Annotated in this window: 22 protein-coding genes; 11 read left to right on the top strand and 11 right to left on the bottom strand. The window is 62.8% G+C overall.

Annotated elements, in window-relative coordinates; translation table 11 throughout:
• Positions 1 to 62: 62 nt before the first annotated feature.
• From RA19_RS13355 to RA19_RS13345, 3 genes are all read right to left on the bottom strand, one after another.
• On the bottom strand, positions 63 to 974 hold the full coding sequence (locus tag RA19_RS13355; protein WP_039163341.1) for an ABC transporter permease: 912 nt from the start codon (positions 972 to 974) through the stop codon (positions 63 to 65).
• Positions 967 to 1,974 (bottom strand): ABC transporter permease, encoded by a 1,008-nt coding sequence (locus tag RA19_RS13350; protein ID WP_039129736.1) that lies wholly within the window; start codon positions 1,972 to 1,974, stop codon positions 967 to 969. The genes RA19_RS13355 and RA19_RS13350 overlap by 8 nt, the downstream gene beginning before the upstream one ends.
• 147 nt (positions 1,975 to 2,121) lie before the next feature.
• Positions 2,122 to 3,822, bottom strand: a complete 1,701-nt coding sequence (locus tag RA19_RS13345; RefSeq protein ID WP_039163339.1) for a peptide ABC transporter substrate-binding protein — start codon at positions 3,820 to 3,822, stop codon at positions 2,122 to 2,124.
• A 344-nt stretch (positions 3,823 to 4,166) separates the two neighbouring features.
• Here RA19_RS13345 and RA19_RS13340 point away from each other — a divergent pair, with 344 nt between their 5' ends.
• The 4 genes from RA19_RS13340 to RA19_RS13325 all read left to right on the top strand — a co-directional run bounded on the left by RA19_RS13340 (position 4,167) and on the right by RA19_RS13325 (position 9,671).
• The gene (locus tag RA19_RS13340; protein ID WP_039163337.1) at positions 4,167 to 5,987 is read left to right on the top strand and encodes an ABC transporter ATP-binding protein; all 1,821 of its coding nucleotides are present in this window, start codon (positions 4,167 to 4,169) and stop codon (positions 5,985 to 5,987) included.
• Positions 5,988 to 5,989: 2 nt separating this feature from the next.
• Positions 5,990 to 7,156, top strand: coding sequence for an acetylornithine deacetylase (argE, locus tag RA19_RS13335; protein ID WP_039163334.1), 1,167 nt, complete (start codon positions 5,990 to 5,992; stop codon positions 7,154 to 7,156).
• A gap of 152 nt (positions 7,157 to 7,308) precedes the next feature.
• The gene (locus RA19_RS13330; RefSeq protein ID WP_039163331.1) at positions 7,309 to 8,475 is read left to right on the top strand and encodes a M20 aminoacylase family protein; all 1,167 of its coding nucleotides are present in this window, start codon (positions 7,309 to 7,311) and stop codon (positions 8,473 to 8,475) included.
• Between the two features lie 32 nt (positions 8,476 to 8,507).
• Positions 8,508 to 9,671: a M20 aminoacylase family protein gene (locus RA19_RS13325; RefSeq protein ID WP_039163330.1), complete on the top strand. Its 1,164-nt coding sequence runs from the start codon at positions 8,508 to 8,510 to the stop codon at positions 9,669 to 9,671.
• A 110-nt stretch (positions 9,672 to 9,781) separates the two neighbouring features.
• Here the strand turns inward: RA19_RS13325 and RA19_RS13320 are convergent, their stop codons facing one another.
• The 3 genes from RA19_RS13320 to moaA are packed head-to-tail and all read right to left on the bottom strand — an operon-like array spanning position 9,782 to position 13,162.
• On the bottom strand, positions 9,782 to 10,840 hold the full coding sequence (locus RA19_RS13320; protein WP_039163329.1) for a glycosyltransferase family 4 protein: 1,059 nt from the start codon (positions 10,838 to 10,840) through the stop codon (positions 9,782 to 9,784).
• Positions 10,827 to 12,149, bottom strand: a complete 1,323-nt coding sequence (locus RA19_RS13315; RefSeq protein ID WP_039163327.1) for a 3-deoxy-D-manno-octulosonic acid transferase — start codon at positions 12,147 to 12,149, stop codon at positions 10,827 to 10,829. Before RA19_RS13315 ends, RA19_RS13320 begins: the two co-directional genes overlap by 14 nt.
• A gap of 2 nt (positions 12,150 to 12,151) precedes the next feature.
• Positions 12,152 to 13,162: a GTP 3',8-cyclase MoaA gene (gene moaA, locus RA19_RS13310; protein WP_039163325.1), complete on the bottom strand. Its 1,011-nt coding sequence runs from the start codon at positions 13,160 to 13,162 to the stop codon at positions 12,152 to 12,154.
• A 92-nt stretch (positions 13,163 to 13,254) separates the two neighbouring features.
• On the opposite strand from moaA, the gene RA19_RS13305 reads away from it, so the two are divergent.
• A complete protein-coding gene (locus RA19_RS13305; RefSeq protein ID WP_039163323.1) occupies positions 13,255 to 13,701 on the top strand; it encodes a hypothetical protein in 447 nt (148 codons plus the stop codon).
• 82 nt (positions 13,702 to 13,783) lie between these two features.
• On the opposite strand, the gene RA19_RS13300 is transcribed toward RA19_RS13305, so the two are convergent.
• From RA19_RS13300 to glmU, 4 genes are read right to left on the bottom strand one after another with little or no spacing between them, the layout of a single operon-like run.
• Complete coding sequence (locus RA19_RS13300; protein WP_039163321.1) at positions 13,784 to 14,464, bottom strand: DNA alkylation repair protein; 681 nt, start codon at positions 14,462 to 14,464, stop codon at positions 13,784 to 13,786.
• Between the two features lie 18 nt (positions 14,465 to 14,482).
• Positions 14,483 to 15,025 (bottom strand): pyridoxamine 5'-phosphate oxidase family protein, encoded by a 543-nt coding sequence (locus RA19_RS13295; protein WP_039163318.1) that lies wholly within the window; start codon positions 15,023 to 15,025, stop codon positions 14,483 to 14,485.
• A 3-nt stretch (positions 15,026 to 15,028) separates the two neighbouring features.
• Positions 15,029 to 16,852, bottom strand: coding sequence for a glutamine--fructose-6-phosphate transaminase (isomerizing) (glmS, locus tag RA19_RS13290; RefSeq protein ID WP_039163315.1), 1,824 nt, complete (start codon positions 16,850 to 16,852; stop codon positions 15,029 to 15,031).
• Positions 16,852 to 18,207: a bifunctional UDP-N-acetylglucosamine diphosphorylase/glucosamine-1-phosphate N-acetyltransferase GlmU gene (gene glmU, locus RA19_RS13285; RefSeq protein WP_039163306.1), complete on the bottom strand. Its 1,356-nt coding sequence runs from the start codon at positions 18,205 to 18,207 to the stop codon at positions 16,852 to 16,854. Before glmU ends, glmS begins: the two co-directional genes overlap by 1 nt.
• 132 nt (positions 18,208 to 18,339) lie before the next feature.
• Between glmU and RA19_RS13280 the strand changes: the two genes are divergently transcribed.
• From RA19_RS13280 to RA19_RS13265, 4 genes are all read left to right on the top strand, one after another.
• Complete coding sequence (locus tag RA19_RS13280; RefSeq protein ID WP_039163303.1) at positions 18,340 to 19,002, top strand: HAD-IA family hydrolase; 663 nt, start codon at positions 18,340 to 18,342, stop codon at positions 19,000 to 19,002.
• 79 nt (positions 19,003 to 19,081) lie between these two features.
• Positions 19,082 to 20,275: a DegT/DnrJ/EryC1/StrS family aminotransferase gene (locus tag RA19_RS13275; RefSeq protein WP_039163301.1), complete on the top strand. Its 1,194-nt coding sequence runs from the start codon at positions 19,082 to 19,084 to the stop codon at positions 20,273 to 20,275.
• Positions 20,276 to 20,475: 200 nt separating this feature from the next.
• Positions 20,476 to 21,636 carry an isovaleryl-CoA dehydrogenase gene (locus RA19_RS13270; RefSeq protein ID WP_039163299.1) on the top strand — a complete coding sequence of 387 codons (1,161 nt, stop codon included), beginning with the start codon at positions 20,476 to 20,478 and terminating at the stop codon, positions 21,634 to 21,636.
• The gene (locus tag RA19_RS13265; RefSeq protein WP_039163298.1) at positions 21,636 to 22,133 is read left to right on the top strand and encodes a lysozyme inhibitor LprI family protein; all 498 of its coding nucleotides are present in this window, start codon (positions 21,636 to 21,638) and stop codon (positions 22,131 to 22,133) included. The genes RA19_RS13270 and RA19_RS13265 overlap by 1 nt, the downstream gene beginning before the upstream one ends.
• Positions 22,134 to 22,191: 58 nt before the next feature.
• Here the strand turns inward: RA19_RS13265 and RA19_RS13260 are convergent, their stop codons facing one another.
• The gene (locus tag RA19_RS13260; RefSeq protein WP_039163289.1) at positions 22,192 to 22,794 is read right to left on the bottom strand and encodes an OmpW/AlkL family protein; all 603 of its coding nucleotides are present in this window, start codon (positions 22,792 to 22,794) and stop codon (positions 22,192 to 22,194) included.
• A gap of 149 nt (positions 22,795 to 22,943) precedes the next feature.
• Between RA19_RS13260 and RA19_RS13255 the strand changes: the two genes are divergently transcribed.
• Both RA19_RS13255 and RA19_RS13250 read left to right on the top strand, forming a co-directional pair.
• On the top strand, positions 22,944 to 24,470 hold the full coding sequence (locus RA19_RS13255; RefSeq protein WP_039163284.1) for an AMP-binding protein: 1,527 nt from the start codon (positions 22,944 to 22,946) through the stop codon (positions 24,468 to 24,470).
• Between the two features lies 1 nt (position 24,471).
• Positions 24,472 to 25,347, top strand: a complete 876-nt coding sequence (locus RA19_RS13250) for a hypothetical protein (protein WP_039163282.1) — start codon at positions 24,472 to 24,474, stop codon at positions 25,345 to 25,347.
• The last annotated feature ends 1 nt before the right edge of the window (position 25,348 follow it).

Raw genomic sequence — 25,348 nt, 5'->3', positions numbered from 1 at the left:
GCCGCCCAGGGCGGGGCGGCCAAAAGTCATGTTTTTATTTGAATGTGTGCGTGTGTTCCGCCTCAGCGCCCCCGGATCCGCGGGTCCAGCGCGTCGCGCAAGCCATCGCCCAGGTAGTTCACGCTCAGCACCGTCAGCGAGATTGCCATGCCGGGCCAGAACACCCGCTCTGGGTGCTGCTGGAGGTAGTCGGTGGCATCAAACAGCAGGCGTCCCCAGGTCGGGAAGTCCGGCGGGAAGCCGAGGCCGAGGAACGACAGGGACGACTCGGTGATGATCGCGGTGGCGATGCCCAGGGTGGCTGAGACCATGATCGGAGACAGCACGTTGGGCAGGATATGCCGGGTGATCAGGCTGCTGTTGGTGGTGCCGATGGAGCGGGCGGCCATGACGAACTCGCGCTCCTTCAGCGCCAGTACATCGCCGCGCACGATGCGGGCAGTGGGCATCCAGCTGGTCACGCCGATGGAGATCACGATCAGGATGAATATCCCTTGTTCCGGGCCGAAGGTTGCGTTCAGCGGTTCGCGGAACAGCAGCATCATCACCAGCAAAAGCGGAAGCAGCGGCAGCGCCAGGAACAGGTCGGTGAGGCGCATCAGCGGGCCGTCGAGCTTTTTGAAGAAGCCGGCCATCACCCCGATGAAAGACCCCAGGAACAGCGCCAGCAGCATCGCGGTCAGACCCACGGACACCGAGGTCGCACCGCCGGCCATCATCCGGGCCAGCATGTCGCGGCCCAACTGGTCGGTGCCGAAAGGATGCTCCCAGCTGGGGCCCTGGTTGCGGTGGCGGATGTTGATCTGGGTGGCTTCCAGCTCCCAGAAGAACGGACCCAGGTAGACCGCCAGGATGATGAATAGGAACAGCGCCCCGCCCATCAGCGCGCCTCGGTGCGACTTGAACTGGTCCCAGACGTCCAGCCACTGGCTGCGCGGCGGCTTGGCGGGTTGCGGATTGCTAAGCTCAGTCATAGCGGATCCTCGGGTCAAGAATGCCGTACAGAACGTCGGCGATCAGGTTGAACAGCACGATCAGCACCGCGAAGATGAAGGTCAGCGTCTGCACCATAGGCAGGTCGTTGGCTTGGATAGCGCCGATCAGCAATTGGCCGATGCCGTTCACCTTGAACACCTGTTCGGTGATGATGGCGCCGCCGAAGATCGACGGGATGCCAAGTGCAATCACCGTGACCACCGGGATCATCGAGTTGCGCAGCACGTGGACCATGACCACCACATATTCGCTGAGGCCCTTGGCGCGGGCGGTGCGGACGTAATCCTGATTGAGGTTGTCCAGCATCGAGGCACGCATGAAGCGGCTCAGCTGTGCGGTGATCTGCAGCGCCAGCACCATCACCGGCATGATCATCTGCTTCAGCTGGTAGACAAAGGCGTCCCAGCTGTCGACCACATGGGTGGTGTCATAGATCGAGGGGAACCAGCCGAGCTGCACCGAGAAGATCACGATCACCAGCACGCCCGAGAAGAACGGCGGCACCGAGAAACCCACCATCGACACGAAAGTGCCAAGCTGGTCGAACCAGCTGTACTGGCGGTAGGCGGAGTAGATGCCGATCGGCAGGGCGATCAGGATGGCGACCACATAGGCGGTGCCGACCACCCACAGGGTCTGGGGGATTCGCTGAATCACGATGTCCATCACCGGCGAACGGGTCTGCCAGGAGATCACCCGCAGGTCGCCTGCGGAGAAGGAGGTGCCCAGGTAATGGTCGATCAGGACCTGCGGCTCGATCCAGAAGAACTGCACGATCCACTTCCAGAAGCGGATATGCATGGGCTGGCCGAGGCCAAGCGCCTCGCGCATTTTCTCTTTGACTTCAGGGGGAACGGTCAGGGGAACCTGCGCCATCGGGTCGCCGGGGGCGAGCTCCAGCAGCAGGAAGATCACGAGGCTGATGAACAGCAGTGTCGGAACTGCCAGCACCAGCCGCCGGATTGTAAAGGTCAGCATCGGGTTAGCGCCTTTGCAACTTGTAGTGAGTTCGGAGCGGGCGAGGGAGCCTCAGATCCATTTCTTGCGGGGGCGGTAAAACGTAACCGTTGCTGAATGGCAAGAGGCCCCAGCGTAACGCCAGGGCCTCTATGAGGCAAGCTCAGCTTACTTGATGCGGTGCCAGTCAGCTGCGTTCCACATCTCGCTGTCCCAGACGTTCAGGTTGACGCCGCCCAGGGTGTTGGAGTGTGCCGACAGACGGCCGCGGTGGACCAGCGGGATCATGCCGCCTTTTTCGACCATGATGTCATTCAGGCGTTTGCCGATCTCGGCGCGGGCTTCCAGGCCTGCGGTCTTGGTCAGCTCGGCATGCAGCTCGTCGAACTCTGCATCGCAGAAGCGCGAGATGTTCTCACCCTGCCACTGGGAGGCCGGGGTCGGAGCCTTGTCGCACAGACCGTTGGCCAGGTAGGACTGCGGGTCGGTGCCGTTGAAGGTGTTGGCGTACATTTCAACGTCGGCATAGAACTTCTGGAAGGTGTCGGGCGAGCCCGGGTCACCGCCGAAGAACACGGATGCGTTGATGTTGCGCAGCTCGGTCTCGATACCGATCTGGCTCCACCATTCCTTGATCAGCGCCTGGAAGTCCTGACGCACGGCGTTTGTCGAGGTCTGGTACAGGATCTTCATCGGCTTGCCGTCCGGGGTCTCCCGCACGCCGTCGCCATTGGTGTCCTTATAGCCCGCTTCTTCCAGCATCGCCTTGGCGGCGTCGATGTCCTGAACCGAGCAGTCGAAGGTGTCCGAGTTGAAGGCCGCCGGGGCCGGAACCCAGTTACAGCCAACCTTGCCGGCCTTGCCATAGCCGATTTCCACCAGCAGCGGGCGGTCAATGGCCAGCGACATCGCCTTGTAGACGGCCGGATCGTTCAGGAAGGGGTGGCCGCGCTTCACGGAGCGCTCGTCCGGGCCCAGCTCCGGGCTCGGGTCGGTCTGGTTCAGCATGATGCGCTCAACCAGCGGGCCGAAGCCTGCTACCGGGGTGCCTTTGCCGCCTGCTTCCATCTGGGCGATCACTTCCGGCGCCAGCTGCAGGTTCCAGGCATAGTCGAACTCGCCGGTTTCCATCACAGCACGGCCGGCTGCGGTTGCGTCACCGCCGCCTTTGAACAGCACCTTGGCAAAGGCAGGCTTGGCCGGGTCGCGGTAGTTCGGGTTCGCCGACATGGTGATCACGTCGTTCGGCTTGAACTCATCCACGGTGAACGGGCCGGTGCCGATCGGGCCAAAGTTGGCCTCGGTGCATTCCGGTGCTTTGGCACCCATGCAGTTCTCGAACTGGGCCTTCTGGATGATCGGGCTTTCGCCGCCCACAAACGGGCCGTAGGGGAAGGGGGTCGGCTTGTCGAAAGTGACCTTGACGGTCAGATCGTCAACAGCTTCGACATTGGTCACGCCTTCGAATTTGGTAACCTGCGCGCAGCCGCCTTCGGGGTGCATGCAGTAGTCGGCGGTGAATTTCACATCATGCGCGGTGAAGGCGCTGCCGTCGGACCATTTGAGGCCTGGGGTGATTTTCCAGGTGATCGAGGTCAGATCCTCGGACACGCCGCCGTTTTCGACAGTTGGGATTTCGGTCGCCAGGTAGGGCAGCATGTTGCCGTTCGGGTCGTAGCGGGCCAGCGGTTCGATCACCAGCGCAGAGGCATCAATGTCCTTGGTGCCGCCGGACAGGAACGGGTTCAGGATCGACGGCGCCTGCCAGTAGATGATGTTGACCTGGCCATCGGATCCCCGCTCGGCGAAAGCAGCCGGCGCCAGGGAGGCCGCGGCAACGGCACCCATCAAAAGGGATTTGAGTTTCATCACACTCTCCTTGTCGGACACATTTCGTGTCTTTTTGTTGGCCGGGCTGCGTGGCCCGGAAATTTGCCGCATCGCTGCGGATCGGTAGCATTTGCGCCTGCAGGCAGCACGGGCAACGTAAAAAACTAAGCGGTCTTAACATATTGCCGGACGCACCGGCGCACGGCGCGCTGCAGACAGCCACTGAAGTCATCGAAAACTAGTTCCTTAGAAATTGCAAATTCCAATTTTGGAATCCTTATGCATTATTTGCATGAGCTTTTTGGAACGAAGTAGAGTTTACTCCGCAGGGCCGGGGCCACAGCCCTGTGCTGCCTTGAGGAAAGACAGATAGGAAGACCGCCATGCTGGACACCGCAATTGCATCCATCAGAAATTTGCGCGTCGAGTTTCAGACCAAGGATGGTCCGGTTGTCGGCGTCGAAGATGTCTCGTTCGAGGTGAGCCCCGGGGAGACTGTATGCATCGTCGGCGAATCCGGTTCCGGTAAGTCGGTGTCGTCGCTGTCGCTGATGCGGCTAGTGGAATTCGGCGGCGGCGAGATCGCGGGCGGCGAGCTGCTGTTCAACCGGCGCCAAGGCGGCGAAACGAACCTGGCCACCTCCGAACAGGAGCTGATGAAGCAGATCCGCGGCAATGAGATCGGCATGATCTTCCAGGAGCCAATGACTGCGCTGAACCCGGTGTTCACCGTCGGCCGCCAGCTGACCGAAGGCCTGCGCATCCACAAGAAGATGTCCCAGTCCCAGGCCGAGGAACGCGCGCTGGAGCTGCTACGCCAGGTCCGCATCCCCGAGCCCGAAAGGCGGCTGAAGCAGTACCCGCACGAGCTGTCGGGCGGCATGCGCCAGCGGGTGGTGATTGCCATGGCAATGGCCTGCGAACCGCGTCTGCTGATCGCGGATGAGCCGACCACCGCGCTCGATGTCACCATCCAGGCGGAGATCCTGGCCCTGATGGACCGGCTGAAGCGCGAAACCGGCACCGCGGTGATGTTCATCACCCATGACATGGCGGTGGTGGCGCAGATGGCCGACCGCGTGGTGGTCATGTTCCGCGGCAACAAGGTTGAGGAAGGCACCGTCGAGGAGATCTTCGAGAACCCGCAGCACGACTATACCAAGGCGTTGCTGGCAGCGGTGCCGAAGCTGGGCGAGATGCGCGGCAAGCATTACCCCGAACCGATGAAGCTGATGGGTGTCGAAGATCAAAAGATTGAGCCAATCCAAGGCACCGACGAGGTGCTGCTGGACGTGAAGAACCTGACCACCCGCTTTCCGGTCAAAGGCGGATTGCTGCGCCGCACGATTTCCAATGTGCATGCGGTCGAAGATGTGTCCTTCAAGGTGTTCAAGGGGCAGACCCTGTCCTTGGTCGGCGAATCCGGTTGCGGCAAGTCTTCAGCGGGCCGCTCAATTCTGCGGCTCGTGGAGCCGCAATCCGGCCAAGTGAATTTCGAGGGCCGCGATGTGCTGCAATTCAGCGCGTCCGAGATGCACAAGGCGCGCCAGGATATGCAAATGATCTTCCAGGATCCTTTTGCGTCGCTGAACCCGCAGATGCAGCTGATCGACCAGGTGGCCGAACCCTTGCGCAACTACGGCCTTGCCTCTGGCTCCGAGCTGCAGGACCGGGTCGCCAGCCTGTTTGACCGCGTGCACCTGCCGCGCAGCTTTATGCGCCGCTACCCGCACGAGATGTCCGGCGGCCAGCGCCAGCGGATCGCCATTGCCCGTGCGCTTGCCCTGAATCCCAAGCTGATTGTGGCGGACGAAGCGGTCTCGGCGCTGGATGTTTCAGTGCAGGCGCAGGTTCTGAACCTGATGATGGAGCTGCAAGCCGAGCTTGGCCTCTCCTTCCTTTTCATCAGCCACGATATGGCGGTGGTGGAGCGCGTCTCGCATCAGGTCGGTGTGATGTACCTGGGCCGAATTGTTGAAATCGGTCCGCGCGAGCGTGTCTTTGAGAACCCGCTGCACGCCTATACGCAGGCGCTGATGAAAGCGGTGCCGATTGCCGACCCGCGCCAGCGCAAATCCGAGAAGGAACTGAACTTCAAGCCGATTCCGTCGCCGATCCATGAGGTCGGGTACGAGCCGGAACCGTCCGAATACCTGGAGCTGGAGCCCGGCCATTTTGTCCTGACCACCGACAGCGGGTACTGACTATGGCCGCAAAACTCACCCCGCTGGAGATTATGCAAAAGCTGGTCTCCTTCCCGACCGTGAGCCGGGACACCAACCTGCCGCTGGTGGACTGGGTGCAGGAATACCTGTCCTCCCATGGCATCGAAAGCCACCGCTGGGTGGATCCGGAACAGCCCCACAAGGCCGCGGTTTTTGCGCATGTTGGGCCTTGGGAAGAAGGTGCCGTGGTGCTGTCGGGCCATACCGATGTGGTGCCGGTGGACGGCCAGCCCTGGGACAGCGATCCCTTCACGGTGGTCGAGAAAGACGGCAAATACTTCGGCCGCGGCACCTGCGACATGAAGGGCTATGACGCGCTGGCCATCTGGGCGCTGGTGGAGGCACATACGCAGGGTGTCAAACGGCCGCTGCAGCTGGCGCTGAGTTTTGACGAGGAAACCGGCTGCACCGGTGCGCCGCCGATGATCGGGGCGATGCAGCCGGTGCTGCCCAAGGGCTCGGCAGTGATCGTGGGCGAGCCTTCGATGATGAAGGCGGTCACCGGCCACAAGGGCGGCACCGGCTACGCCACTCATGTGGTGGGTTTTGAAGTGCACTCCTCGATCATGCACACTGGCGTCAGTGCGATCATGCAAGGGGCCAAGCTGATCGATTGGGCGAACCAGCGTAATGCCGAAAACATGGCGCAGGAGCCCGGTGAGGTGCAGGCGATGTTCACTCCGCCCTGGACCACCTGCCACGTTGGCATGATCGAAGGCGGCACCGCCCACAACATCACCGCCAAGGACTGCCGCTTTGTGATGGATTTCAGGGTGGTGCCCGGCGAAGACGCAGCGGACTGGGAAGCGGCCTACCTGGCGAAGGTCCGCGAGGTTGAGGCGGAAATGCAGGCCGTGCATACCGAGGCCCGCATTCATATCGAGAAGAGCTTTGACGTCCCCGGCCTGGTGCCGGAACAGGACGGCGAGGCCGAGGCGCTGGTGCGGCTGCTGACCGGTGACAACGGCAGCCATGTGGTCAGCTATGGCACCGAGGCCGGGCAGTTCCAGCAGGCGGGCTACTCGGCAGTTATCTGCGGCCCTGGCGACATCGCTCAGGCGCATCAGCCGAATGAATACATCACGGTTGCGCAGTTCAACGCGGGCCATGATTTCATGCGCCGCCTGGTGGAGAGGCTGCAGGCCTGACACGCCGCCTTGAAACCTGCGGTTTCATGATCAGATGCTAACACATAGGGGCGCCGCCAAGTTCCGCGGCGTCCGGGCAGCCCGGGGATACTTGCGAAAGCAAGTTTTATCATCGACAGTCTGCCGTAACGGAACCTGCCGGGGAGGGCACCATGCCGATCAAGAACCGTCTGGCCGAGATGCACGGCGAAATCACCACTTGGCGCCGCCATCTGCACGAGAACCCTGAGCTGATGTACGAGGTGCATGAAACCGCTGCCTTTGTGGTGGAACGGCTGAAGGGCTTCGGCATCACCGATATCACCACCGGCATCGGCAAGACCGGGGTGGTGGCGGTGATTGAGGGCAAGACAAACACCTCGGGCCGCGCCATCGGGTTGCGCGCCGACATGGATGCGCTGCCGATCCCGGAAGCTTCGGGCGTGGACTATGCCTCCAAGACCCCCGGCGTGATGCACGCCTGCGGCCATGACGGCCATACCTCGATGCTGCTGGGGGCGGCCAAGTACCTTTCCGAGACCCGCAATTTCGATGGCAAGGCAGTGCTGATCTTCCAGCCGGCGGAAGAAGGCGGCGCAGGCGGCAAGGCGATGTGCGACGACGGGCTGATGGACCGCTGGGGCATCCAGGAGGTCTATGGCCTGCACAATATGCCGGGCCTGCCGGTGGGTGAATTTGCCATCCGCCCCGGCGCGCTGATGGCCTCGTCCGATGAGTTCATCATCAAGGTCACCGGCAAGGGCGGCCATGCCGCCGCACCGCATGATGCGATTGATACCACGCTGGTGGCGTCGCAGATCGTGGTGTCGCTGCACTCGATCGTGTCGCGCAATGTGGACCCGGTGAAGCGGGTGGTGCTGACCGTTGGCACTTTTGAAACCGACAGCACCGCGTCGAATGTGATTGCGCATACCGCACGCCTGCAAGGCACCGTCCGCACCCTGGACCCGGAATACCGGGAACTGGCCGAAAGCTGGGTGCGCCGGGTGGCCGAAGACACCGCCTCGGCCTTTGGCGCCAAGGCCGAGGTTGAATGGCTGCCGGGCTATCCCGCAACCATCAATGACGAGGCCGGCACGGCCCATGCGGTGGAGGCGGCCCAGGCCGTCGCCGCCAAGGTCACCGCCGACACCCCGCCGATCATGCCGTCCGAGGACTTTGCCTATATGCTCGAAGAGCGTCCGGGCGCCTATATCTTCCTTGGCAACGGCGACACCGAGATGTGCCACCACCCGGCCTATGTCTTTGATGACGATGCGATCCCGCTGGGATGCAGCTGGTTTGCCGAGCTGGTGGAACGAAGAATGCCCGCGGCCTGAGGGCGCGGGAAAGACAAACCAAGGAGTGAAAGATGCCGGTCAAGAACCGCTTTGCCGAACTGCAGGATGAAATTACCGCCTGGCGCCGGGATATCCACGAAAACCCGGAAATCCTGTTCGAAACCCACCGCACCAGCGCATTGGTCGCCGAGAAACTGCAGGCCTTCGGCTGCGACGAGGTGGTGACCGGCATCGGCCGCACCGGCGTCGTGGGGGTGATCAAGGGCAAGGCGGACAGCTCCGGCAAGGTGATCGGCCTGCGTGCGGACATGGACGCGCTGCCGATCCATGAGCAGACCGGGCTGGACTATGCCTCCAAGACCCCCGGCGCAATGCATGCCTGCGGCCATGACGGCCACACCGCGATGCTATTGGGCGCCGCCAAGTACCTCTCCGAGACCCGCAATTTCGACGGCACCGTGGTGGTGATCTTTCAGCCCGCCGAAGAGGGCGGCGGCGGCGCCAAGGTGATGTGCGACGATGGCTTGATGGACCGCTGGGGGGTGCAGGAGGTCTACGGGCTGCACAACTGGCCGGGCCAGCCGGTGGGGGCGTTTTCAATCCGCCCGGGCTCGTTCTTTGCCGCGACCGACCAGTTCGACATCACTTTCGAGGGCCGCGGCGGCCATGCCGCCAAGCCGCATGAGACCGTCGATACCACGGTGCTGGCGGCGCAAGCGGTGCTGGCGCTGCAGACCATCGCGTCGCGCAACGCGGACCCGGTGCATCAGGTGGTGGTCTCGGTGACGTCGTTTGAGACATCGTCGAAAGCGTTCAACGTGATTCCGCAGAAGGTGCAGATCAAGGGCACCGTGCGCACCATGTCCAAGGAAATGCGCGACCTGGCCGAGACCCGGATCAAGGAGATCTGCAACGGCATCGCGGCCACTTTCGGCGGTACGGCGGATGTCACCTATCACCGCGGCTATCCGGTGATGGCAAACCACGAGGAGCAGACCGAGTTTGCCGCCAAGGTTGCAGCCAGCGTCTCGGGCTCCTGCGCGGATGCGCCGCTGGTGATGGGCGGCGAGGATTTTGCCTTCATGCTGGAGGAGCGCCCTGGCGCCTATATTCTGATGGGCAACGGCGACACCGCGATGGTGCACCACCCGGAGTACAACTTTAACGATGACGCCATTCCTGCGGGCTGCAGCTGGTGGGCGGAGATTGTCGAGCAGCGGATGCCTGCAGCTTGAATGACGGCGGGGGAGGGGGCTGTCTGCCCCCTCTTGACCCCTTGGGCCAATTCACCCCCGAGGATATTTGGGGCCAGATGAAGAGGGATCGGGTTCCGTTTGCGGGAGCCTTAGTGCTCCAGCAGCTCGCGATAGATGGCGACCAGGGTGTTCGCCTCTTTTTCAAGCGCAAAATTGGTCACTGCGTGTTTTCGCGCGGCGGCTGACCAGTCCTGCAGGCGGCCTTCCGTAGAGAGCACCTGGTTGATGGCCTCTGCCATCTGGGCGGTTTCGCCCGGGTCGATCAGCAGGCCGGTCTCATTCGGCGCGATCAGCTCTTCAAAGGCGCCGACGCGGGTGGCGACGGCGGGCACGCCGCAGGACATGGCTTCCAGCGGGGTGAGGCCAAAGCCCTCCCAGCGCTGCGGCGCCACATAGAGGTCCAGCGCCTGGTACCAGCGGGCGACCTCCCAGACCGGCACTTCGGGCGGGAACAGCAGCCGGTCCTTGAGGCCTGCGGCTTCCACCTTGGCGCGCAGCTGCTTTTCGAAGGCCACGTGTTTTTCGGTGGCGCGGCCCATGACGAGGCCCACAGCTTTGGGGTGCGCCTTCAGCACTTCCAGCATGGCATCGACAAAGACATCCGTGCCCTTCTGCGCCCGGATGCGGCCATAGCAGCCGATCAGGATGGCGTCCTCTGGCAGACCCAGTTCGCGGCGCAGGGCGGTTTTGTCGGCGGGCGGGGCGAACTCTTCGGTGTTGATGCCGTGATGCACCACTTGCACCGGCTTATCGAGGTAGGCCGCGCCTTTGGCGGAGGTGGCGATCACCCGGTCCATCTTGGAGATCAGCCATTTGGTATAGCCGGAGTGATGGCGTTGCGACGCGGAGGTGAACAGCAGTTTCAGCCGCTTGCCCAAGAGGTATTTCAGAGCCAGCCCGCCCAGCATTTCCACATTGCGCCGGGCGTGCCAGACCCGGACGCCGGCGGGGCCGTTGCGGTTCATGACGATGAGCTGCGACGCGGACAGATGCGGCATGTCCCCGGGCAGGCCGCTGCCTGCGGTGGCAATGGCGATCTGCTTTCGCTGCAATGGCACCAGCCGCACGATGGTGGAGGTCACGCCCGAGAGCCGGCGCTTGAAGTTCGGGGCGACGACTTCGATTGTGTTGGCGTCAACCTTGGCCATCACGGCCTCCTTTTGCGGGCTGAAGGGCCAGAAGGGCGTCCACCGTCTTGTCCAGTTGATCCGACTGGCGGGAGATGAATTGCCCGGCAGCCTTGCGGGCCGCTTTGCAGGCCTGCGGCTGGTCCAGCCATTTTGCAACCTGCGCTGCTATGTCTGCGGTGGAGTGCACCTCTGCGGCGGCGCCAAGCGCGGTCAGCTCGGCGTAGGTTTCTGCGAAATTGTAGTGTCCTGTACCGCTGATGACGGCGGCGCCGGCCTGCATCGGCTCAAACGGGTTGTGGCCGCCGATTTCGCGCAGCGACCCGCCCAGGAACACCAGCGGGCTGAGAGCGTACCAGGTGCCAACCTCGCCCAGCGTATCGGCCAGGTAGACCTGCGTGGTTGTGCCGGGCATCACGCCCTTGCTGCGGCGGGCGCAGCTGAGGCCGGCTCTTTTGATCAGGGCCTCTACCGCATCGCCGCGCTCCGGGTGGCGGGGGGCGAGCAGCAGGCAGAGGTCCGGGTGCCGCTGCAGCAGCTCTTTGTGCGCGTCCAGTACAATCTCCTCCTCGCCTTCGTGGGTCGAGGAGGCAATCCAAATGGCGCGGCTGCCGATGTCGTCGCGGACCTTGGACAGTGTGGTCTGATCCACTGGCAGCGGCGCTGACGCTGCCTTGAGGTTGCTGCCGGGGCGGATGCGGCCGGGGGCGGCACCCATGGCTTGCAGGTTTGCCGCCGTCTTTTGGTTCTGGGTCACCAGCAGGTCGAATTGATCAAGAATATAGCGTGCCGTTCCCGGGCGCTTTTTCCAGCCTTCGACCGAACGGTCCGACAGCCGGGCGTTCAGCAGCGCCAGCGGGCACCCAGATTTGCGGGCGCGCACCAGCATTTGCGGCCACAGCTCGCTTTCCACAAACACGCCCAAATCGGGCTGCCAGTGTTTCAGAAACCGGTCCACCGCCGCGGCAGTGTCCAGCGGCGGGAACTGGTGGCGGCAGCGCGGCGGCATGCGTTTGGCGATCAGCTCGGCGGAGGTCGGAGTGCCGGAGGTGATCAGGAACTCTGCGTCCGGCGCCTGTTCGCCCATTCGCTGGATCAGGGTCAGGACCGAGAGGCTCTCGCCGACCGAGGCCGCATGGAACCAGATCAGCCGCCCTGCAGGGCGGGGCAGCGAGGCATGGCCAAGGCGTTCGCGCACGCGGTCTTCGGGCAGGCCGTAATCGCGCAGTTTGGCGGCAACTTTGCGCCAGGCAAGAGGGGCAAGCAATTTGCTGGCCCCGCAGTAGAGGGAATAGAGCAGCGTCGGCTGCGCAGGCGTGCCGCTGGACATGATCAACCGCCGGTGTGGCTCATGTGGCGGGTCATGGTGCCCGACACCTGCTGCCGGGAGTAATCGAAGTCATGGCCGCGCGGCTTGTCGCCGATGGCGGCGCGGATGGCGGCCTCCAGCACGCCGGTGCCTTCCTCGTTGGCGCGCAGCGGCGCGCGCAGGTCGGCTTTGCCCTCCTGGCCGAGGCAGGTGTAAATCTCGCCGGTGCAGGTGACACGCACCCGGTTGCAGCTTTCGCAGAAGTTATGGGACAGGGGCGTGATGAAGCCGACTTTCTGGCCGGTTTCCTCGAGCCGAACATAGCGGGCAGGGCCGCCAGTGCGCTCGGCCAGGTCAGTGACGGTGTAGTGGTTTTCATACTCGGCCCGCACCTCCTCCAGGGACCAGTACTGGCCAATACGCTGCATCGCATCAAAGTCGTCGCCCATCGGCATCACTTCGATCCAGGTGAGGTCAAGGCCGCGTTCGGCGCACCAGGCGGTGATGGCCGGAAGCTCTTCCTCGTTGAAGCCTTTCAGGGCCACGGCGTTGATCTTGACGCGCAGGCCGGCCTTCTGCGCTGCATCTATGCCTTTCAGCACCTGCGGCAGGCGGCCCCAGCGGGTGACGTCCGCGAATTTCTGCTCGTCCAGCGTATCGAGCGAGATATTCACCCGGCGCACCCCGGCGGCATATAGGTCGTCCGCAAATTTCACCAGTTGCGAGCCATTGGTGGTCAGCGTGAGTTCTTTCAGGGCGCCGCTTTCCAGATGGCGGCTCATCGCTTGGAAGAAGCTGATAATGCCGCGGCGGACCAGCGGCTCGCCGCCGGTAATGCGCAGCTTCTCCACGCCCAGCCGGATGAAGGTCGAACACAGCCGGTCCAGCTCCTCCAGCGTCAGGAGGTCCTTCTTTGGCAAAAAGGTCATGTTTTCCGACATGCAATAGACGCAGCGGAAGTCGCAGCGGTCGGTGACCGAGAGGCGCAGATAGGTGATCGCGCGGGCGAATGGATCGATAAGAGGAGCCGTCATGCCTCCTAGGTAAAGCCGGCCGCCGCCTACGGCAAGGGGGGCGGGGCTTTTACGTCTGGCAAAGCACATCCGGCACGGCTAGGGTCGCACCCATGCGTATGACAGTCCTTTCCCTTGCTTCGATTTCCCTGCTGGCGGCCTGCAATGGCATCCAGCTTAATTCCGCAATTCTGGGCGGCCCAAGCACTGGCGGCGGCGCGCCGCAGGAACCGGTGCTGGAACCAGTTCCCGGCGTGGACACGGTTGAGGCGGAGCCGCTGGCGCCGGTATCACCGTCGCTGCCGTCTTTCCGCGGCTCGGCAACCACAGTGGCGTCGCTGGGCGACCCGTCGCTGCCGGGCATGTGGATGGAGACGCCGCTGGTGGCGGCCGAGCAGCAGGCGCTGATCCGCACCAGCCGCAACACCCAGGCCGTGGTGACCCTGAAGCCGGTTCCCGGGGCAGAGACGGGCGGCAGCCGCCTTTCGATCAGCGCCATGCGGGCGCTGGGCCTGCCGCTGACGGAGCTGGCCGAGGTGCAGGTACTGCCCGCGGGCTGATGATTTCTGAAACAGGCGAAGCGCCTGCCTGCTTAAGCGGGGAAGGCGCTGCCCGGCTTCGCCGGGCGGGCCGGTGGCTGTCTTAGGTGTCTTTCAGGTATTTGGCGGCTTCTTTGCGGGCGAACCCCTTCATGGCCGCCCCATGCCCGGCCAGAAACGCGCGGGTGCGGTCTGCGTCATGCTTGCTGAGGTCGCGCAGCCACCAGGCAACGGCTTTCTGGATGAACCAGTCCCGGTCCGGCACATAAGACGCCGCCCAGCCCAGGATGCGTTCGCGGCACGCCTGATCCGCCGGTTTCTGATTGTTCATCTTAGCCCAGGGCAGGGTGGCGACAAGTGCCGCACGGCGGGACCACATGTGGTCCGAATGGGTCCAGGCCTCAACCGTGTCCAGCCTTTCAGGCGCCGCCAGCAGCCGTTTTGAGATGGCCGAGCAGGCGTGGTCGGCAATCGCCCAGCTGTCGAAGTCCGGTACCCAGGATTGCAGCAGTTCCCAGACCGGTGCGTCGTCCTTGATGCGGGCCTGGGTGAGCAGTTTCGCGGCGGCGATGCGGGCCTCGAAGATGTCCGTCTCCCACAAAGCGCGGGCCAGTGCCACGCGCTGCTCCACATCCAGCGACTGGCGCCAGGACTTGGTCAGGTCGTTGGTGGCCGGATTGGGCACACCCAGAACTTCGCGGCTTTGTTTGTGATAGGCTGCCATGCCCTCGGCCCGGCCGGGTTCGGCCTGGGCCTTCAATTTATCAAGATAGGGATCCAGCATGTCTGTCCTTGCAGGCCGCTACACCGGCACGCCGGTGGGTTTGCCGTCGATGGTGGCCTGGTTCTTCTCTTCCCAATAGGCGCGGATGTCATCGTCCGACTTGCCGTCGACCCATTTCTGCATGGTGTCGCGGTCGGATTGGTAATCCATGAAAGGCACCGCGTAGCCGCAAGAGGTCTGCACCATGTCCACTGAGACGTCAAAGATCTGCCGTGCGCTGCGGTGCGCCGGGAACAGGGCAGCCAGCTCATCCCAGCCCGTGTCGCCCACATGTAGTACCCTGGCGGTGCCGTAGGTGCGCAGGATCATCGGACGGGTGGTGAAGGAGCTCCACATCAGGGTGATCCGGTTCACCTGCAGCAAGTGGCCCGCGGTTTCATTGCCGCTGCCGGTGAGGTTCATCCAGGCAATCCGGCTGGGGCCCAGTACCCGCAGCGAATCCATCCCCTTGGGCGAGATATTCACCCGGCCTTCGGGGCCAGCCGAGCCGGTGAAGAACATGTGCTGCTCTTCAATGAACTTCCGGTGCGGCTCCTCGAGCTGCGGAAACTGCTTTGCCATCAATCACTCCACTGTAACGGATTTCGCCAAATTTCGGGGCTGGTCTACATCGGTGCCTTTGGCCACCGCGGTATGATAGGCCAGAAGCTGCGCCGGAATTGCGTAAATGATCGGGGTCAGCGCTTCCTTCACCCGCGGCATGCGGATGGCGCACCAGACGTCGTCGCCGGCCTCGTCGATGCCGTCTTGATCTGAGATCATCAGCACCTTGCCCTTGCGCGCCAGCACCTCCTGCATGTTGGAGACCGACTTGTCGAACAGCGAGTCCCGGGGCGACATCACCACCACCGGCATGTGCTTATCGATCAGCGCGATGGGGCCGTGCTTCAGCTCTCCGCTCGCATAGGCTTCGGCGTGGATATAGCTGATTTCCTTGAGCTTCAGCGCGCCTTCCAGCGCCAGCGGAAACATCAGGCCACGGCCCAGGAATAAGACGTCGCGGGCTTCGCTCACCTTCTGGGCGGCCTGGCGGATCGGCTCGTTCTGCTCCAGCGCAGCGGACAGAACATTGGGAAGGCCGCGGATCGCAGTGGCGTAGTCTGCCATCTCTTCCGGGCTCAGGTGGCCGCGGTCGCAGGCGGCCTTAAGCGCAAGGGACAAAAGCACTGTCAGCTGGCAGGTGAAGGCCTTGGTCGAGGCGACGCCGATTTCCGGCCCGGCGAAGATTGGCAGCGCCAGATCGCTTTCCCGCGCAATCGAGCTTTCGGGGACGTTGACCACCGAGAGGATCTTGTCCGCCTTTTCATGGCAGTAGCGCAGCGCGGCGAGCGTGTCGGCGGTCTCGCCCGATTGGGAGACGAACAGGGCCAGCGTCTTGCCGGGGATCGGCGGCTCGCGGTAGCGGAACTCGGAGGCGATATCGACCTCAACCGGCAGCCGCGCGATCTGCTCGAACCAGTATTTGGCGGTGACACAGGCATAATAGGCTGTGCCGCAGGCGACCATGGTCAGGCGTTCAACGCCCGAGAAATCCACGCCGTCGCCAGGCAGTCGCACCGAATCTTCCTCGACCGGCAGGTAATGGCGGATGGCTTCGGCGATCACATGCGGCTGCTCAGCGATTTCCTTGGCCATGAAATGCTTGTGGCCGCCCTTGTCGACCTGGGTGGCGTCGATCTGGATGGTCTTGGTTTCGCGGTTGACCAAAGCGCCTTCGGCGTTGCGGATTTCGGCACCTTCGCGGGTGACGACAGCGCGGTCGCCTTCCTCCAGATAGGTGATCCGGTCCGTGAGCGGTGCCAGGGCAATAGCGTCCGAGCCGACGAACATCTCGCCGTCGCCATGGCCGATGGCCAGCGGCGAGCCCTTGCGGGCGGCGACGATCAGGTCCTCATGGCCGTCAAAAAGGAACGCCAGCGCAAAGGCGCCTTCCAGCTGATCGAGAGTCTTGAAAGCTGCCTCAGCCGGCGACAGACCTTCCTGCAGGTAGCGCTCGGTCATCAGGGCGACAGTTTCGGTGTCTGTCTCGGTACGGAACTCCATGCCGCAGTCCAGCAGCTCGGCGCGCAGCTCCTTGTAGTTCTCGATGATGCCGTTGTGCACGACCGCCACGGCGCCTGCGCGGTGGGGGTGGGCGTTGCTGACCGAAGGCGCGCCATGGGTGGCCCAGCGGGTGTGGCCGATGCCGGATTTGCCGGCCAGCGGCTCATGCACCAAAAGGTCGGAGAGGTTCACCAGCTTGCCCACCGCGCGGCGGCGGCGCAGTTCGCCGTTGTTCACGGTGGCGATGCCCGCGCTGTCATAGCCGCGGTATTCCAGCCGCTTCAGCGCTTCGACCAAGATCGGAGCGGCTTCGTGATTACCCAGTACACCTACAATCCCGCACATCACTTGGCTCCCTTTTGAAGACGGGCTTTCTTGGCACGCAGCATGTCCATCAGCTTGCGCGCGCGGCCCGGTTTATTGGTTTGTTCGGCGCGGGCAATGGCCAGCGCGCCGTCTTCAACATCTTTTGTTACAACAGCGCCGGTGGCGGTCATTGCTTCGTTGCCCACCTTGACCGGGGCAACCAGCATGGTGTTCGACCCGATGAATGTGCGGGCGCCGATTTCGGTCCGGTGCTTCATTACACCGTCATAGTTGCAGGTAATTGTGCCGGCGCCAATATTGCTGGCCTCGCCGATAGAGGCATCGCCGATATAGCTGAGGTGGTTGACCTTGGCGCCTTCGGCGATCTCAGCGTTCTTGATCTCGACGAAGTTGCCGATGTGGGTGTTTTCGGCCAGTTCCGCCCCTGGGCGCAGGCGGGCGTAAGGCCCCACTTTGGCGCCTTGGCTGACGTGGCAGCCTTCCAGATGCGAGAACGCCCGGATCAGTGCGCCGCTTTCCACCGTGACGCCGGGGCCGAAAACCACATTGGGTTCGATCACCGTGTCGCGGCCGATATGGGTGTCAAAGGCCAAATAGACCGTGTCCGGCGCCATCAGGGTGACGCCCAGCTCCAACAGCTCAGCCCGGGCGCGTTTCTGAAACAGCGCATCCGCCTGCGCCAGCTCGGCGCGCGAGTTGATGCCCAGCGTCTCGGCCTCGTCGCAGGAAACGGCGGTGACGGATTTGCCCTCGCGCCGTGCCAGTGCCACCAGGTCGGTCAGATAGTATTCGCCCGAAGCGTTCTCGTTGCCGACCTTGGCGATCAGATCGAACATCACCGATGCATCACAGGCCATCAGGCCGGAGTTGCAAAAGGTGATGGCGCGCTCGGCTTCGCTGGCGTCCTTGAATTCGACGATCCGCTCCAGGCTGTCGCCGTCCATCACCAGGCGGCCATAACGGCCCGGATCAGCGGCCTCAAAGCCCAGGATCACCAGGTCGGCCCGCTGGCGGGCCTCGACCATGCGCTCCAGCGTGTCCGCGCTGACAAAGGGCGTGTCGCCGTAAAGCACCACGGCATCGCCGGAAAATCCTTCCAGCGCCGCCCGGGCCTGGTCAACGGCATGGGCGGTGCCCAGCTGCTCCTCCTGCAGAACCACCTCGGCGCCGTCTTCGATTTTGGCAACAGCTGTCTGCACAGCCTCGGCGCCATGGCCTGCGACGATAATTGTGCGTTCGGGGTCGAGCGCGCGGCCCGCGGCAAGCGCATGCTCCAGCATCGGAGCCTGGGCAATCGGGTGCAATACCTTGGGAATATCGGAATTCATCCGCGTGCCTTTTCCGGCTGCCAGGATGACAAGGGCAATACTCATAATCGCTTTTCTCTTTGTCTTTTTAGCGCTCCCGTTTTATCCGCTGAGGGGCGGGGCGCAAGAGATAGCGCCATCAAACAAGGTTGCGGGCTGCAACAAGCGGCGGCGGAAAATCGCCGGGAAGGGGCGCAAATGCGAACAGTGATCTTCGATCTGGACGGAACTTTGGCCGATACATCCGGTGACCTGCTGGCAGCGGCCAATGCCTGTTTCCGCCAGATGGGGCTGGGCGATGTGCTGACCTATCCCGAGGATGCAGGTGTGGCCCTGCGCGGCGGCCGCAGTATGCTGACGGCGGGCCTGAAGCGGAAAGGGCAGTTTGATCCGGCCGTGGTTGATGAATTCTATCCGGTGCTGCTGGAGGCCTACCGCGATGCCATCGACCACCATACCGTGATGTACCCCGGTGCGATGGAGGCAGTAGAGGCCTTGAAATCCGCAGGCTTCGGTGTCGGCATCTGCACCAACAAGCCCGAGGCGCTGGCCGAGCAGCTGATGCAAAGCCTTGGTGTGCGGGATGCCTTTGCTTCGCTGGTCGGCGCCGACACGCTGCCGGTGCGCAAACCCGATCCGGAACCGCTGTTTGAGGCAGCGCGGCGCGCGGGCGGCGACCCGGCACGCACGCTGCTGGTGGGCGACAGCGACACCGACCGCAACACCTCGGCGGCTGCCGGTGTGCCGTCGGTACTGGTGACCTTTGGCCCGTCGGGGGCTGACATGGCAGCGCTGAAGCCTGAGGCGCTGCTCGACCGGTTCGAGGACTTGCTGGGGGTTGCTGACCGCCTGATTGCGTGATTTCGCAACTAAGCTTCGAGATTTCCAGCCTTGCCGCTTGCCTCTTGACCCTTGCCGGGCGGCGGCTCACAAACGGCGCATGAGCGAGACATTTACCGGGTCATTCACCCAGCAGGAACCCATTCCCGAAGACGCCATTGAGGCCGCACTGGCGGTGCTCCGCCACGGGCGGCTGCACCGCTACAATGTTGCCGATGGCGAAGAAGGTGAAACTGCGCTGCTGGAGCAGGAGTTCGCGGACCAGATGGGGGCGAAATACTGCCTGGCGGTGGCCTCCGGCGGCTATGCGCTGGCCATATCTCTGCGCGCGGTCGGGGTGAAACCCGGCGACAAGGTTCTGACCAACGCCTTCACACTGGCACCGGTGCCGGGGTCGATTGCCTCGGTTGGGGCAGAACCGGTGTTTGTTGAGGTAACCGAGGATCTGACCATCGATCTGGACGATCTGGCGGCCAAGGCGGATCAGGCCAAGGTGCTGATGCTGTCCCACATGCGCGGTCATCTGTGCGACATGGACCGGCTGATGGAGATCTGCGACGGCGCCGGTATCACCGTGATCGAAGACTGCGCCCATACCATGGGGGCGTCCTGGAACGGCGTGCTCTCGGGCAAGCACGGCGCGGTGGGCTGCTATTCCTGCCAGACCTACAAGCACGTGAATTCGGGCGAGGGCGGGCTGTTGATCACCGATGACGAGGAGATCGCCGCCCGCGCGATCATGATGTCCGGCTCTTACATGCTGTATGGCCGCCACTTGGCTGGGCCTGGCCCGGAGGTGTTCGAGCGGGTGAAATACGAGACCCCGAATATCTCAGGCCGCATGGACAACCTGCGCGCCGCTATCCTGCGGCCGCAGCTGCGTGATCTGGATACCCAAGTGGAGCGGTGGAACGAGCGCTACCGCACGGTGGAAGAGGGCCTGCGGGGCACGCCGGGTCTCACCGTTGTGGAACGCCCGGAACAAGAGGTTTATGTCGGCTCTTCCATCCAGTTTCTGCTGCTGGACTGGAGCGAGGAGGCTGTTCAGGAGGCTGTTCGCCGCTGCGCCGCCCGCGGGGTGGAGCTCAAATGGTTCGGCACGCCGGAGCCTGTGGCCTTTACCTCCCGCTATGACAGCTGGCGCTATGCCGACACGCCGCGCCTGCCGAAAAGCGACCGGGTGCTGGCGGGCATCATCGACATGCGGGTGCCGCTGACCTTCAGCCTGGAAGATTGCGCCCAGATCGCCCGGATCATCCGGGCCGAAGTGAGTGCTGTGTATCAGGGCGCTTAATCCGCGGCTGCTTGTCCGTTCTTCGGAAAAAAGATTTGGCTCGTCTCCCAGGAGGGAGGCGGGCTTCTTTGTGTCCGCGTGCGGGGATGAACCTCACGTCACGGCTGCTGCATGCGTGCTGCAGTTGACGCGAATCGTGGGCTCGTCTATTGAATTGAACAAGTGTTCATATAATCGCTGTTCCCGGGAGGATTTGCGGGATGTTCAATGCAAGCATGACTTTTGATCTGGGCGAAGACGTCAACGCCCTGCGCGACGCGGTGCACCGCTGGGCGCAGGAGCGCGTAAAGCCGATGGCGCAGGAGATCGACCAGAACAATGAATTCCCGGCTGAGCTGTGGCAGGAGATGGGGGAGCTGGGCCTCTTGGGCATCACCGTGCCAGAAGAGTTCGGCGGTGCCGGCATGTCCTACCTGGCCCATACCGTCGCCATTGAGGAAATCGCCCGCGCCAGCGCCTCTGTCTCGCTGTCCTATGGCGCGCATTCGAACCTCTGCGTCAATCAGATCAAGCTGAACGGCAACGCGGAGCAGAAGAAGAAGTACTTGCCGCGGCTGCTCTCCGGCGAGCATGTCGGCGCGCTGGCGATGTCCGAAGCGGGCGCGGGATCGGATGTGGTGTCAATGTCGCTGCGCGCGGAGAAGCGCAACGATCACTACCGGCTGAACGGCAACAAGTACTGGATCACCAATGGTCCTGACGCCGACACACTGGTGGTCTATGCAAAGACCGATCCGGAGGCGGGCTCCAAAGGCATCACCGCTTTCCTGATCGAAAAAGAGATGGCGGGTTTCTCCACCTCCAAGCATTTCGACAAGCTGGGCATGCGCGGCTCCAACACCGCTGAGCTGATCTTTGAAGACGTCGAAGTGCCGTTTGAGAACGTGCTAGGGGAGGAGGGCAAGGGCGTGCGCGTGCTGATGTCCGGCCTGGACTATGAACGTGTGGTGCTGGCAGGCATTGGCACCGGCATCATGGCCTCCTGCATGGATGAGATGATGCCCTACATGGCGGAGCGCAAGCAGTTCGGACAGCCGATCGGAAACTTCCAGCTGATGCAGGCCAAGATCGCCGATATGTACACGGCGATGAATTCGGCCCGGGCCTATGTCTATGAAGTCGCCAAATCCTGCGACAAAGGCACCGTGACCCGCCAGGACGCCGCGGCCTGCTGTCTCTACGCATCCGAAGTCGCGATGACCCAGGCGCACCAGGCGGTGCAGGCCTTTGGCGGTGCGGGCTACCTCTCCGACAACCCGGTGGGGCGCATCTTCCGCGATGCCAAACTGATGGAAATCGGTGCCGGCACTAGCGAAATCCGCCGCATGCTGATCGGCCGCGAGTTGATGGGAACCATGTGATGCGTATGGCCCTGCTTGCAGCGGTGTTGCTGGCAGGACCAGCGGCGGCACAGGAGGTCCGGTTTTCTCCTGCTGCAACAGACGCCTGTGTTGCGCAGGCGGCCGCGCCGGAAGCCAAGCGTGGCTGCTTGGGACTGGCTGCGCAGCAGTGCATGGGCGCGACTTCCGGCGGGTCTACTACCATCGGGATGATGGACTGCCTGGATCAGGAACGCGATTACTGGGATGCCCGTCTGAATGCCGCCTACAAGGTTCTGCGGGCCAAGGCGAAGGCATCGGACGCGGATTTGGCGGAATGGGGTTCGTCGGCGCCCAGAACCGAACCTGCGTTGAAACAGATGCAGCGGGCCTGGATTGCCTACCGTGATACCACCTGCGAGTTCGAGAGGGCGCAGTGGGGCGGCGGCAGCGGCGGCGGGCCGGCAGTGCTGAGCTGCCTGATGCGGCTGACAGGGGAGCAGGCGCTCTACCTGGAATCCGCCTGGCTTGGCGAATAACGGAATTGGATGTGCCGGCAGGCACCAAGCGGCCTGCCAGCGTGTTTGAACAGAAGGATCAGAAGCGGTGCACGTAAGCGACGTTCACGACAACCGGATCGATCTCGGCAGTGCCGATGCCGGCCCCGTTCAGGGTGGCGTCGGTGTCGATGTCCATCCAGCGGACGTTGAAACGAAGCGCGCCGCGGTCGGAGATCTGGTAGTCGGCGCCGGCGTTAACGGCGATGCCGAAGCTGTCGTCCAGCTCGAGGGTGCCAAGCGCGGTCTCTTCTTCGAAGAAAGTGGTGTAGTTCAGGCCAAGGCCAAGGAACGGCTTGATCTTGCCCTGGGTCGGGAAGTGGTAGTTGACCGAGAGGGTCGGCGGCAGCTGCTTGGCCTTGGCGGCAAAAGCGCCGTTCAGTTTGACGTCGTGGGAAAACGGCGAAGCAGCCAGCAGCTCGACCCCCCAGTTGTCGCGGAAGAAGTACTCAAGCGTCAGCGACAGCGCGGTGCCGTCATCGATCGTCGCTGCGGCGCCGGCAAGGGTGCCGTTGTCCGACTTGGGGTTCACATTGGCGATGCCGACGCCAACAGTCCAGTCGCCTTGCTGCTGCGCCAGCGCGGGGGCGGCCAGGGCAGCGAGGGCCGAAGTCAGTGCCAGAGCGGAAACCATGCGTTTCATGGGGAGCGTCCCTTTTCTTATGTTTGCCCGGCAGTGGTGCACTCGCAGGCGTCCGGAAACCCTGATCTGGATCAAGATCGCAGCCGTCTACCTATTGAAAATGCAGCGGAAAAGCGCATGGCTGATATGCGTTTCAGGAATGGCTAAACATGCATGAAAATCGTAACATTCCGGGGCTGTTGGCCGATGGCAGCTGGGACCTGCCAGAGCGGCTGAACATGGCGGCGCAATGTCTGTCGCATCCAGCGGATGCGCTTGCCCTGATCGACATGACCGGATCCCAGCGGCGGGACATCACCTATGGCGCGCTGGCGGAGATGGCAGACGGGCTAGCCCGCTATCTTCTGCAGCGGATCCAGCCGGGAGATCGTGTGGGCGTGCTGCTCAGCCAGTCGCCCTGGTGCGCCGCAGCGCATCTGGCGGTGTGGAAGGCGGGCGGCATCTCAGTGCCCCTGTTCAAGCTGTTCAAACGCGATGCCTTGGCCTCCCGCGCCGGTGATGCCGGCGTGCGCTTTGTCTTCACGGATGCCGAAGGCGCGGACCTGCTCGGCGATCTTGCCGAAGCCGTTATGGCTGACAGTGCCGGGATCGAAGGCGGCCCGGTGCCTTTTGCCGAAACCGGGCCGGAGACGCCTGCGGTGCTGATCTATACCTCCGGCACCACCGGCAGCCCCAAGGGCGCGCTGCACGGCCACCGGGTGCTGACCGGCCATTTGCCAGGAGTCTCCATCAGCCACGGCCATCTTGGCCAGGAGGGGGATGTCTTGTGGACCCCGGCCGACTGGGCCTGGATCGGCGGGCTGTTCGACGTGCTGATGCCGGGCCTGGCGCTGGGCGTGCCGGTGGTTGCCGCGCGGCTGGACAAGTTCACGCCCGAAGCCTGTGCCGACCTGATCGATCAGGCCGGGGTGCGCAATATCTTCTTCCCGCCAACCGCGCTCAGGATGCTGAAGGCAGCGGGGCAGGGGCTTCGGTCCTTGCGCTCTGTTGCCTCTGGCGGCGAGCCCCTGGGCGCCGAGATGCTCGCCTGGGGCCGGCGGGAGCTGGGGGTGACCATCAACGAGTTCTATGGCCAGACCGAATGCAATATGGTGGCCTCCTCCTGCGCCGCGGATTTCGAGCCGCGTCCGGGCTGTATCGGCAAAGCGGTGCCGGGGCATGAGCTGGCGGTGATTGATGAGGCGGGCAATCCGGCGGACGGCGAGGGTGATGTCGCTGTACGCCGCGGCTCGGCTTCGATGCTGCTGAAGTATTGGAACCGGCCCGAAGAAACCGCCGCCAAGTTCCGCGGCGACTGGCTGGTGACCGGTGACCGGGGGATCTGGGAGGGCGATTACCTGAGGTTCGTGGGCCGCGAAGATGATGTCATCACCTCGGGCGGCTACCGTATCGGCCCGGCGGAGATCGAGGATTGCCTGCTGACCCACCCGGCGGTGGCAACCGTGGGCGTGGTTGGTAAGCCGGACCCGCTCAGGACCGAGATCGTCAAGGCATATGTGGTGCTGAAACCGGAGGCCGCGGCCTCAGAGACGGAGCTGCAGGACTACGTCAAGGAGCGGCTTGCGCATTATTCCTACCCGCGCGAAGTGGAATTTCTGGAGGCGCTGCCGATGACAGTAACCGGCAAGGTGATCCGCAAGTCGCTGAAGGCGCGGGCTGCGGGGGAGGTTCATTGAGATGACAACACTTTTTAACCAATACTCAGAGCTTGAAATCGAAGCAGAGCGGCGATTTCTTCAGTTTTTTGATCCTTACTTCTTTGTGCGGGCACTGCTTCAATTTCAAACCCCATTGGGGACAGAGTTCTTGGATGAGCTCTTTGAGCAAGACGACGACGCAGAGTATCGGGATTATCTTACAGATCACGTTGAACGTTTCGAGGCCACAAGAAGTGCAGCTGCGAGGTATTTTAGGTATCTGAACAGTGAGACATTTGTTGTTCTAGTTTGCTCTGGGCATCCAACTGGGCCGACGCCAAAGGCGCTGTCTCATTTGTATCCCGCCGAGCTAGAAACTGTGTTTCAACAACTCGCGCTGGCAAAAGTTCCGGAAACGCCTTTTTTCAAAGGTAAGAAGCTTCCGACTGGTTTCGAAGAATGGTTCGCTTTGAACATTGCTTTAGGGGCTCAGTTTCCAGAATTGAGCGAATACAGAGAGCTTTTTGTGGCCGAAGCAAATTTACTAGCCAACAGACAGGTAGTGAGCTCATTTAAACATGGAAGGGCACTTCAGCCTGTCGTTGGCGATGCTTGGAAAATTACGCGCCTGGGAAGTGATGAGAGTATTATGCAGCCCATGACTTCTGCAGTTCAATGGATTCACATGCCCAAAGGGCGCAAGCAGGAAGAGAAGAAGCTTCTGGAGCATGGCTTTGAGGAAACGGACTTTCGATCCGATTTGAAGGCCGTTGTGCAGGTTGCGCATGTAATGGATTTGATCCGAAAAATGCGCCTCCAATTGCTCAATGGTTCGATGGAATTAGATGTTTTTCTTCCACGTGTCGTGAAGAGTTCTCAAAAACCGCAACGTGTAGTAGTGAAGGTGACCAGCTAAG

Origin of the sequence: Leisingera sp. ANG-M1 (assembly GCF_000813745.1) — a bacterium.
Lineage (GTDB): Bacteria > Pseudomonadota > Alphaproteobacteria > Rhodobacterales > Rhodobacteraceae > Leisingera.
The sequence above is the reverse complement of the archived record's forward strand: the minus strand, read 5'-3'. Positions and strand labels throughout refer to the sequence as shown.

What these genes read in the sequence shown, in the direction of transcription:
- RA19_RS13280 (WP_039163303.1), top strand. Translation starts at nt 18,340, where the DNA reads ATGCGAACAGTGATCTTCGATCTGGACGGAACTTTGGCCGATACATCC.
- RA19_RS13255 (WP_039163284.1), top strand. Translation starts at nt 22,944, where the DNA reads ATGCATGAAAATCGTAACATTCCGGGGCTGTTGGCCGATGGCAGCTGG.
- RA19_RS13340 (WP_039163337.1), top strand. Translation starts at nt 4,167, where the DNA reads ATGCTGGACACCGCAATTGCATCCATCAGAAATTTGCGCGTCGAGTTT.
- RA19_RS13295 (WP_039163318.1), bottom strand. Translation starts at nt 15,025, where the DNA reads ATGGCAAAGCAGTTTCCGCAGCTCGAGGAGCCGCACCGGAAGTTCATT.
- RA19_RS13265 (WP_039163298.1), top strand. Translation starts at nt 21,636, where the DNA reads ATGCGTATGGCCCTGCTTGCAGCGGTGTTGCTGGCAGGACCAGCGGCG.
- argE (WP_039163334.1), top strand. Translation starts at nt 5,990, where the DNA reads ATGGCCGCAAAACTCACCCCGCTGGAGATTATGCAAAAGCTGGTCTCC.
- RA19_RS13325 (WP_039163330.1), top strand. Translation starts at nt 8,508, where the DNA reads ATGCCGGTCAAGAACCGCTTTGCCGAACTGCAGGATGAAATTACCGCC.
- RA19_RS13260 (WP_039163289.1), bottom strand. Translation starts at nt 22,794, where the DNA reads ATGAAACGCATGGTTTCCGCTCTGGCACTGACTTCGGCCCTCGCTGCC.
- glmU (WP_039163306.1), bottom strand. Translation starts at nt 18,207, where the DNA reads ATGAGTATTGCCCTTGTCATCCTGGCAGCCGGAAAAGGCACGCGGATG.
- RA19_RS13275 (WP_039163301.1), top strand. Translation starts at nt 19,082, where the DNA reads ATGAGCGAGACATTTACCGGGTCATTCACCCAGCAGGAACCCATTCCC.
- RA19_RS13330 (WP_039163331.1), top strand. Translation starts at nt 7,309, where the DNA reads ATGCCGATCAAGAACCGTCTGGCCGAGATGCACGGCGAAATCACCACT.
- RA19_RS13250 (WP_039163282.1), top strand. Translation starts at nt 24,472, where the DNA reads ATGACAACACTTTTTAACCAATACTCAGAGCTTGAAATCGAAGCAGAG.
- RA19_RS13320 (WP_039163329.1), bottom strand. Translation starts at nt 10,840, where the DNA reads ATGGCCAAGGTTGACGCCAACACAATCGAAGTCGTCGCCCCGAACTTC.
- RA19_RS13300 (WP_039163321.1), bottom strand. Translation starts at nt 14,464, where the DNA reads ATGCTGGATCCCTATCTTGATAAATTGAAGGCCCAGGCCGAACCCGGC.
- glmS (WP_039163315.1), bottom strand. Translation starts at nt 16,852, where the DNA reads ATGTGCGGGATTGTAGGTGTACTGGGTAATCACGAAGCCGCTCCGATC.
- RA19_RS13355 (WP_039163341.1), bottom strand. Translation starts at nt 974, where the DNA reads ATGACTGAGCTTAGCAATCCGCAACCCGCCAAGCCGCCGCGCAGCCAG.
- RA19_RS13270 (WP_039163299.1), top strand. Translation starts at nt 20,476, where the DNA reads ATGTTCAATGCAAGCATGACTTTTGATCTGGGCGAAGACGTCAACGCC.
- RA19_RS13345 (WP_039163339.1), bottom strand. Translation starts at nt 3,822, where the DNA reads ATGAAACTCAAATCCCTTTTGATGGGTGCCGTTGCCGCGGCCTCCCTG.
- moaA (WP_039163325.1), bottom strand. Translation starts at nt 13,162, where the DNA reads ATGACGGCTCCTCTTATCGATCCATTCGCCCGCGCGATCACCTATCTG.
- RA19_RS13350 (WP_039129736.1), bottom strand. Translation starts at nt 1,974, where the DNA reads ATGCTGACCTTTACAATCCGGCGGCTGGTGCTGGCAGTTCCGACACTG.
- RA19_RS13305 (WP_039163323.1), top strand. Translation starts at nt 13,255, where the DNA reads ATGCGTATGACAGTCCTTTCCCTTGCTTCGATTTCCCTGCTGGCGGCC.
- RA19_RS13315 (WP_039163327.1), bottom strand. Translation starts at nt 12,149, where the DNA reads ATGTCCAGCGGCACGCCTGCGCAGCCGACGCTGCTCTATTCCCTCTAC.